A 7,278-nucleotide genomic window follows, 5' to 3' on the forward strand; every position below is an offset into this window, starting at 1 on the left:
CGCCCGCTCGGCTCACGCCCGCCCGGCACGCGCCCCTGACGGCGGGCGCCGCGCCGGGGCGGCCGGCAGCCGCGCCCGGGTGCTCAGTAGCGGTACTGCTCGTACTCCCCCGTGCCCTGGTACGGGTAGTTCTGCGGCTGCTGCTGGGGCTCCTGGCCCTGGCCCGGGTAGCCCTGCTGGGGATACGGCTGCGCGGTGTCGCGCTGCTGCGGCACCCAGACCCCGCCGGGCGGGGTGTCCATGGCGTACTGCGGGTCGGTGTACTGCGGATAGGCGTAGGGCTGGGCCACGCCGCCGGTGCCGATGTACGGGTCCGAGTAGGCGGCGTAGGTCTGCTGCTGCCCGTAGCCGTAGCCGCCCTGGCCCTGCTGGTCGTAGTAGGCGGCGTACTGGTGGGCGTCCTGCTCGGGCACGCCGAACGGGGTCTGGTACGCCTGGTCCGGCGCGGCCTGCGGGTTCTGGGCGAAGCTCTGGATGCCGTACGAGCCGGTGTCCTCCTCCAGCGGCTGCGGGTGGTAGACCTCCTCGGCCGCCGGCTGCCGGAGCGCCTCGGCCTCGGCCTCGTCCTGGTACTCCAGCGCCGTGACCTCCAGCGCCGGCTCCTGCGGGCGCGCGGGACCGCCGCGGCGGCGCCTGCTCCCCCGCCCGGCCGCCTTGCCCGCCTGCGCGGGCTCCGGCTGCGCCTCGTCCGGCTCGCCGCGGCGCAGCGCCCAGCCGGCCACGAAGCCCTTGCGGAAAGAGAGCGTGACCAGCGTCTGGCCGATCGCGAAGGCCGCGGCGCCCACGCCGATGACCATCACCGACGGCAGCACCACACCGGCGACCACGCCGAGGAAGCCGACGAAGGCCAGCAGGCGCCAGCGCAGTCGCGCCTTGTACTGGAGCAGCACCTCGGCGAGCAGCCACAGGGCGACGAAGCCGAACGCGATGTAGAGAACCGTCATTCCCATGCCCATGCGTGGCCCCTCTCGTGCGGCCGCCCGCGGGAAGGGGTACGGCCGGTCAGGCCCGCTGGTGCAGACCCAGGTTCTCGTAGATCTCCAGAGTCGCCGTGGAGTTGTTCGTGATGAAGTGCAGCCCCGGGACTCCCTCGGACAGCAACCGCGCGCAGAACTCCGTGGCGAACTCGATGCCAATGGAGCGTACAGCGGCCGCGTCGTCCTTGACGGCGAGGATGCGGTCTTTGACGTCCGCGGGGAAGGCCGCGTTGCTCAGCTGGGGCAGCCGGTCGAGGGTCCGCGCGTTCACAACAGCCATGACTTCAGGGATGATCGGGGTCTCGCAGCCCGCCTTCGCCACGCTGTCGCGCAGCCTCAGGTAGTTCTCCGGATGAAAGAACATCTGGGTGATCGCGTAATCCGCACCCGCACGGCATTTGTCCACGAAATGCCGGATGTCCGTGTCCCAGTCGCTGGAGCGGGGGTGCATCTCGGGGAACGCGGCGACGCCCACGCAGAAGTCGCCGGACTCCTTGATCAGCCGGACCAGGTCGGCGGCGTACGTGACGCCCTCCGGGTGGCGGACCCACGCGCCCATCGGGTCGCCCGGCGGGTCGCCGCGCAGCGCGAGCATGTTGCGGATCCCCGCGTCCGCGTACTGGCCCAGTACGTGGCGGAGTTCGGCGATCGAGTGGTCGACGGCGGTGAGGTGCGCGACGGGGGTGAGGGTGGTGTCGGCAGCGATCTCCTGGGTGGCCTTGACGGTGCCGCCGCGGGTGGAACCGCCGGCGCCGTAGGTCACGGACACGAAGCTCGGCCCGACGGCCTCGACCCGGCGCAGCGCGCTCCACAGGCTGCGCTCACCCTTCTCGGTCCGGGGCGCGTAGAACTCGAACGAGTACGAGGGCTTGCCGGACGCGAGGATGTCGCGCACGGTGCGTGCGCGGTCCGGGCGGGTGGAAGCGGTACCAAGGGCCATACCGGCAGGTTAGACGCGGGCCCACGAGGCACGAAGCGCTGTCCGACAGGTGGACATGTTTTTGGACAGTCCGCCCACCGCGCCGTGGCCGGCCTGTGGATTCGCCTCAGCCGAGGCGCTCGCGCACCCGCTTCGCCAGGTCGGCGGCGGCCGCGCCCGGGTCTTCTGCCTCGGTCAGTGCGCGGACGACCACGATCCGCTCGGCGCCGGCGTCCAGCACCTCGTCCAGATTCGACCCGTCGATGCCGCCGATGGCGAACCAGGGCCGGTCCTGGCGCAGCGAGGCGGCGTGGCGCACGAGGCCGAGGCCGGGGGCGTGGCGGCCGGGCTTGGTGGGGGTGGGCCAGCAGGGCCCGGTACAGAAGTAGTCCACACCCGGTTCGGCGACGGCGGCGTCGACCTCGGCCTCGGCGTGGCAGGAACGGCCGATGACCACCGCCTGGCCGAGGATGGCGCGGGCGGCCGGGACGGGGATGTCTCCCTGGCCGAGGTGCAGCACGTCGGAGCCGATGGCGTGGGCCACGTCGGCCCGGTCGTTGACCGCGAGGAGCTTGCCGTGCCGGCGGGCGGCCTCGGCGAAGACCGCCAGGTGCTCCAGCTCCTCGCCGGCCTCCATGCCCTTGTCGCGCAGCTGCACGATGTCGACGCCGCCCGCGAGGACGGCGTCGAGGAACTCGGGGAGGTCGCCCTGGCGCTTGCGGGCGTCCGTGCACAGGTAGAGCCGGGCGTCGGACAGCCGGTCGCGGACATCGTTCATCGGGCGGTACCCCCTGACGTGCGGGTGTACGGGCCCGCGAGGGGCCCGTACACCGTGTGGAGCGTGCGAGACGGGACGGGTCAGACCGCGAGCGCCTGGGCGCGCCGCTTGACCTCCGTGCCCCGATTCTCGCTCAGGGCCTGCGCGGGGGTGCCCGGCAGGGTCGGGTCCGGGGTGAAGAGCCACTCCAGCATCTCTTCGTCGCTGAAGCCGTCGTCCCGGAGCAGGGTCAGGGTGCCGCTGAGGCCCTTGGTCACCTTGTCGCCGTCGATGAAGGCGGCGGGCACCTGCAGTGCGCGGTTCTCGCCGCGGCGGACGGCGATGAGCTGGCCCTCCTTGACCAGCTGGCGGACTCGGGTCACTTCGACACCCAGCATCTCGGCGATGTCGGGGAGGTAGAGCCACTCGGGGACGAGCGCATCGATCTTTGCGTCAATCTCGGTCACGGGACAAGCCTGCCATCCGGGACTGACAGTCGGTAGTCGGGCGGGCCGAGCGGGGGGTCCCACCGCTCCCGCGCCGGGCCCCTCGAGCAGCCCGGGGCGGGGCCCTGGACCGAGCCCCGGCCGAAGCCGAACCCAGGGGCGCGGGGAACTGCGCGACCGGCCACCGGCGGCCCGCAGTCCGTGTCGCGCGGAAAGGTCCACGGCGGAGCCGCGCGGCCACGCCGCGGGGCACTGACCCGGCCCGCGACGCCAGGTCGCATTCGGCTGGGCGCGCAGTTCCTCGCGCCCCTGAGCAGGGCTCCGCCCGGCGGCCCGGTCAGAGCACCGCCGACTTCAGGGCCACCGTCGGATCGGCCGCGCGGGCCGGGTCCAGGGCCGCGCCGGACTCGATCAGCTTGCGGCCCTGGGCCAGGTCGCGGGGCCGGCCGACGGCGAGCACGGCCACCAGGGTCCCGTCGCGCAGCCAGCACACCGACCAGGCGGCCTCGGCCGGGTCGCCGCGCCACAGCAGGGTGTCGGCGCCGGCGTGGTGGCCGGCGTACTGCACGAAGCGGCCGAACTGCTCCGACCAGAAGTACGGGACCGGGTCGTAGGTCTGCTCAGGGCCCCCGGTCAGCCCGGCCAGGATGTTGGCGGCGACCGTGCGCGGGCCCTGGAGGGCGTTGTCCCAGTGGTGCACCAGGAGCCGTGCGCCGTACCGGGCGGAGGGGAAGGAGGCGCAGTCGCCGACCGCGTGGACGTCGGGCAGCGAGGTCCGCAGCCGGGCGTCGGCGGTGACCGAGCCGTCCGGTCCCAGCTCCACCCCGCTGCCGGCCAGCCAGCCGGTGGCGGGCCGCGCCCCGATGCCGACGACGACGGCCCCGGCGGGCAGGGCGCGCCCGTCGGCCAGCAGGACCCGGCCGGGCTCGATCGCGGCGACCCGGGCCCCGGTCTCCAGGCGGGCGCCGGCCTCGGCGTACCAGCCCGCCATGGGGGCGGCCACCTCGGCGGGCAGGGCGCCGGCCAGCACCCGGTCCGCGGCCTCCACGACGGTCACCTCGCAGCCGGCCTCGCGCGCGGCCGTGGCGAACTCGGCGCCGATCCAGCCGGCGCCGACCACGACGATCGCGGGGGTGGCCGCGAGCACCGGGCGCAGCCGCTCGGCGTCGTCCAGGGTGCGCAGCAGGTGCACCCCCGGCACGCCCTCGGTGCCGGGCAGGGTGAGCGGCTCGGCGCCGGTGGCCAGGACCAGCACGTCGTACGGGACGGGGCCGGCCTCGGTGTCCACCTCGTGGTCGGCGGCCCGCAGCCCGGTGACCTCGACGCCGAGGCGCAGCTCGATACGCAAGCCCTCGAAGTCGACGTCGAAGGCGGAGTCCTCGGCCTTGCCCAGCAGGACGGCCTTGGACAGCGGCGGGCGGTCGTAGGGCTGGTGGGGCTCGGCGCCCAGCAGGGTCACGGGGCCGGTGAAGCCCTGCTCCCGCAGGGCCACCGCGGTCTGTACGCCGGCCATTCCGGCTCCGGCGACGACGACGGCCGGCTGGGTGTCCGGCTGGGTGTTCTGCATCTGCTCGCTCACGCCTCCCAGCCTAGTCAGCTGACGGAGCGTCAGGAATGGGCGGGCCTACCCGGGCTCCGGGGCCGGGGTTAGTCTGGCCACCGTACCTATCGCGGGAGCCCGGGCGGACCGGGCTGAGAGGGAGGCTGGCCGGCCTCCGACCGTACGAACCTGATCCGGGTCATGCCGGCGAAGGGAGGGGCTGGACGCCCATGCACGCATCCGTACGTTCCGGACCGACGGAGTCCGGACGGTCCGACGTCCTCGTCATCGGGGGCGGAATCATCGGCCTGGTCACGGCCTGGCGCGCCGCGCAGCGCGGACTGCGCACGGCGCTGTGCGACCCGGCGCCCGGCGGCGGGGCCGCCCAGGTCGCGGCGGGCATGCTCGCCGCCGTCTCCGAGCTGCACTACGGCGAGGAGACCCTGCTGGGGCTGAACCTCGCCTCCGCCGAGCGCTACCCGCAGTTCGTCGCCGAACTGGCCGAGGCCAGCGGCGGGCTGGACATCGGCTACCGCTCGTGCGGCACGCTCGCCGTCGCCCTCGACGCCGACGACCGCCTGCACCTGCGCGAGCTGCACGCCCTCCAGAGCCGCTGCGGCCTGGAGTCCCAGTGGCTGACCGGCCGCGAGTGCCGGCGGCTGGAGCCGATGCTGGCGCCAGGGGTACGCGGGGGCCTGCGGGCCGACGGCGACCACCAGGTCGACCCGCGCCAGCTCGCCGCCGCGCTGCTCGCCGCGTGCGAGCGGGCCGGCGTGGCCGTGCACCGCAGCGGCGCCGAGCAGCTGACCGTGTCGGGCGACCGGGCCGCGGGAGCGGTCCTGACGGACGGCACCGCCCTCCACGCCGACCAGGTCGTCCTCGCCGCGGGCAGCCTCAGCGGCCGGCTGGCCGGCGTACCGGCGGACGCCGCGGTCCCCGTCCGGCCGGTCAAGGGCCAGGTGGTGCGCCTGACGGTGCCGCCGGCCTACCGCCCCTTCCTCTCCCGCACCGTGCGGGCCGTCGTCCGGGGCAGCCAGGTCTACCTGGTCCCCCGGGAGAACGGCGAGCTCGTCGTCGGCGCCACCAGCGAGGAGCTCGGCTGGGACACCACGGTCACCGCGGGCGGCGTGTACGAACTGCTGCGCGACGCCCACGAGCTGGTGCCCGGCATCACCGAACTCCCGCTCGTGGAGACCCAGGCGGGCCTGCGCCCCGGCTCCCCCGACAACGCGCCGCTGCTCGGCCCGACCGAACTGCCGGGACTGCACCTGGCCACCGGGCACTACCGCAACGGGGTGCTGCTGACACCGCTGACCGGCGACGTCATGGCCGAGGTCCTCACCACCGGCGAACTCCCCGAGATCGCCCGCCCCTTCAGCCCGCGCCGGTTCACCGCCGCCCGTGAGGAGTCCCTCGCATGACCGTCTCCCTGAACGGCGAGCCCCTGGAGATCGCCCCCGGCACGACGCTCGACGCCGTCGTCGCCACCCTCACCACCGCCCCCTCCGGGGTCGCCGCGGCGCTGAACGAGACGGTCGTCCCGCGCACCCGGTGGTGCGTGACCCCGGTCGGCGACGGCGACCGGGTCGAGGTCCTCACCGCGGTGCAGGGGGGATGAGCGCCATGGCCGACGACCTGTTCACCCTCGCCGACCGCACCTTCTCCTCCCGCCTGGTCATGGGCACCGGCGGGGCGCCCAGCCTGGACGTCCTGGAGCGGGCCCTGGTCGCCTCCGGCACCCAGCTGACCACGGTCGCGATGCGCCGGCTGGACCCCACGGTCCAGGGCTCGGTGCTGTCGGTGCTGTCGAAGCTCGGCATCGACGTGCTGCCGAACACCGCCGGCTGCTTCACCGCGGGCGAGGCGGTGCTGACCGCGCGGCTCGCCCGGGAGGCGCTCGGCACGGACTGGATCAAGCTGGAGGTGGTGGCGGACGAGCGGACGCTGCTGCCGGACCCGGTGGAGCTGCTCGACGCCGCCGAGATCCTGGTGGACGACGGCTTCACCGTGCTGCCGTACACGAACGACGACCCGGTGCTCGCGCGGCGCCTGGAGGACGCCGGCTGCGCGGCGATCATGCCGCTCGGTTCGCCGATCGGTTCCGGCATGGGCATCCGCAACCCGCACAACTTCGAGCTGATCGTGGAGCGGGCGGGGGTTCCGGTGATCCTCGACGCGGGTGCGGGCACGGCGTCGGACGTCGCGCTGGCGATGGAGCTGGGGTGCTCGGCGGTGATGCTTGCCTCGGCGGTGACGCGGGCGCAGGAGCCGGTGCTCATGGCTGCGGCGATGCGGGACGCGGTCTCGGCGGGGCGGCTGGGCCGCCGGGCCGGGGGCCTCCCGGTACGCCGCTTCCCCCACGCGTCCTCCCCCACGGACGGCGGGGCCCGCCTGGACCCGGAACGCCCGGCCTTCTGACCGCTGCGCGGGGCCTTTTCCCCTACCCGCCCCTTCCCGAACTGGGGCTCCGCCCCAGACCCCGCGCCTCAAACGCCGGCGGGGCTGGGGTTTGCTGTGCCAAACCAGCCCGCGCGGCGTTTGAGCGCACGGGGGCGCAGCGCGCGTCAGGGGGGCTTGGGGCGCCGCCCCCCCGTTCTGGTGAGGGTGGGGGGGGGGAGGGGGCCCCGGCGCGGCGCGGG

8 protein-coding genes and 1 riboswitch are annotated in these 7,278 nt (G+C 74.7%); of the genes, 3 read left to right on the forward strand and 5 right to left on the reverse strand.

The window, feature by feature from the left end; translation table 11 throughout:
* Positions 1–83 precede the first annotated feature (83 nt).
* The 5 genes from GPJ59_RS31215 to GPJ59_RS31235 form a co-directional block, all read right to left on the reverse strand.
* Entirely contained in the window at positions 84–950 is an 867-nt protein-coding gene (locus GPJ59_RS31215; protein WP_219671285.1) for a hypothetical protein, read from the reverse strand.
* 52 nt (positions 951–1,002) lie between these two features.
* On the reverse strand, positions 1,003–1,917 hold the full coding sequence (gene metF / locus GPJ59_RS31220) for a methylenetetrahydrofolate reductase [NAD(P)H] (protein WP_219671279.1): 915 nt from the start codon (positions 1,915–1,917) through the stop codon (positions 1,003–1,005).
* 106 nt (positions 1,918–2,023) lie between these two features.
* On the reverse strand, positions 2,024–2,674 hold the full coding sequence (thiE, locus tag GPJ59_RS31225) for a thiamine phosphate synthase (protein WP_219671280.1): 651 nt from the start codon (positions 2,672–2,674) through the stop codon (positions 2,024–2,026).
* Positions 2,675–2,754: 80 nt separating this feature from the next.
* Positions 2,755–3,120 (reverse strand): Rv2175c family DNA-binding protein, encoded by a 366-nt coding sequence (locus tag GPJ59_RS31230; protein WP_219671281.1) that lies wholly within the window; start codon positions 3,118–3,120, stop codon positions 2,755–2,757.
* Positions 3,121–3,436: 316 nt separating this feature from the next.
* Positions 3,437–4,666, reverse strand: a complete 1,230-nt coding sequence (locus GPJ59_RS31235) for an NAD(P)/FAD-dependent oxidoreductase (protein WP_219671286.1) — start codon at positions 4,664–4,666, stop codon at positions 3,437–3,439.
* 93 nt (positions 4,667–4,759) lie between these two features.
* A riboswitch (TPP riboswitch) is annotated at positions 4,760–4,872 on the forward strand.
* Here GPJ59_RS31235 and thiO point away from each other — a divergent pair.
* From thiO to GPJ59_RS31250, 3 genes are all read left to right on the forward strand, one after another.
* Complete coding sequence (gene thiO, locus GPJ59_RS31240) at positions 4,870–6,060, forward strand: glycine oxidase ThiO (protein WP_219671282.1); 1,191 nt, start codon at positions 4,870–4,872, stop codon at positions 6,058–6,060. (Overlaps the previous riboswitch by 3 nt.)
* On the forward strand, positions 6,057–6,257 hold the full coding sequence (thiS, locus tag GPJ59_RS31245; RefSeq protein WP_219671283.1) for a sulfur carrier protein ThiS: 201 nt from the start codon (positions 6,057–6,059) through the stop codon (positions 6,255–6,257). Before thiO ends, thiS begins: the two co-directional genes overlap by 4 nt.
* 5 nt (positions 6,258–6,262) lie before the next feature.
* Positions 6,263–7,057, forward strand: a complete 795-nt coding sequence (locus GPJ59_RS31250; RefSeq protein ID WP_219671284.1) for a thiazole synthase — start codon at positions 6,263–6,265, stop codon at positions 7,055–7,057.
* The last annotated feature ends 221 nt before the right edge of the window (positions 7,058–7,278 follow it).

The organism is Streptomyces bambusae, from assembly GCF_019400985.1.
Classification (GTDB): Bacteria; Actinomycetota; Actinomycetes; order Streptomycetales; family Streptomycetaceae; genus Streptomyces; species Streptomyces bambusae_A.

Bases quoted from the DNA above. Each gene is read 5' to 3' on its own strand.
- GPJ59_RS31215 (WP_219671285.1), bottom strand. From the start codon at position 950: ATGGGAATGACGGTTCTCTACATCGCGTTCGGCTTCGTCGCCCTGTGG.
- metF (WP_219671279.1), bottom strand. From the start codon at position 1,917: ATGGCCCTTGGTACCGCTTCCACCCGCCCGGACCGCGCACGCACCGTG.
- thiE (WP_219671280.1), bottom strand. From the start codon at position 2,674: ATGAACGATGTCCGCGACCGGCTGTCCGACGCCCGGCTCTACCTGTGC.
- GPJ59_RS31235 (WP_219671286.1), bottom strand. From the start codon at position 4,666: ATGCAGAACACCCAGCCGGACACCCAGCCGGCCGTCGTCGTCGCCGGA.
- thiO (WP_219671282.1), top strand. From the start codon at position 4,870: ATGCACGCATCCGTACGTTCCGGACCGACGGAGTCCGGACGGTCCGAC.
- thiS (WP_219671283.1), top strand. From the start codon at position 6,057: ATGACCGTCTCCCTGAACGGCGAGCCCCTGGAGATCGCCCCCGGCACG.
- GPJ59_RS31250 (WP_219671284.1), top strand. From the start codon at position 6,263: ATGGCCGACGACCTGTTCACCCTCGCCGACCGCACCTTCTCCTCCCGC.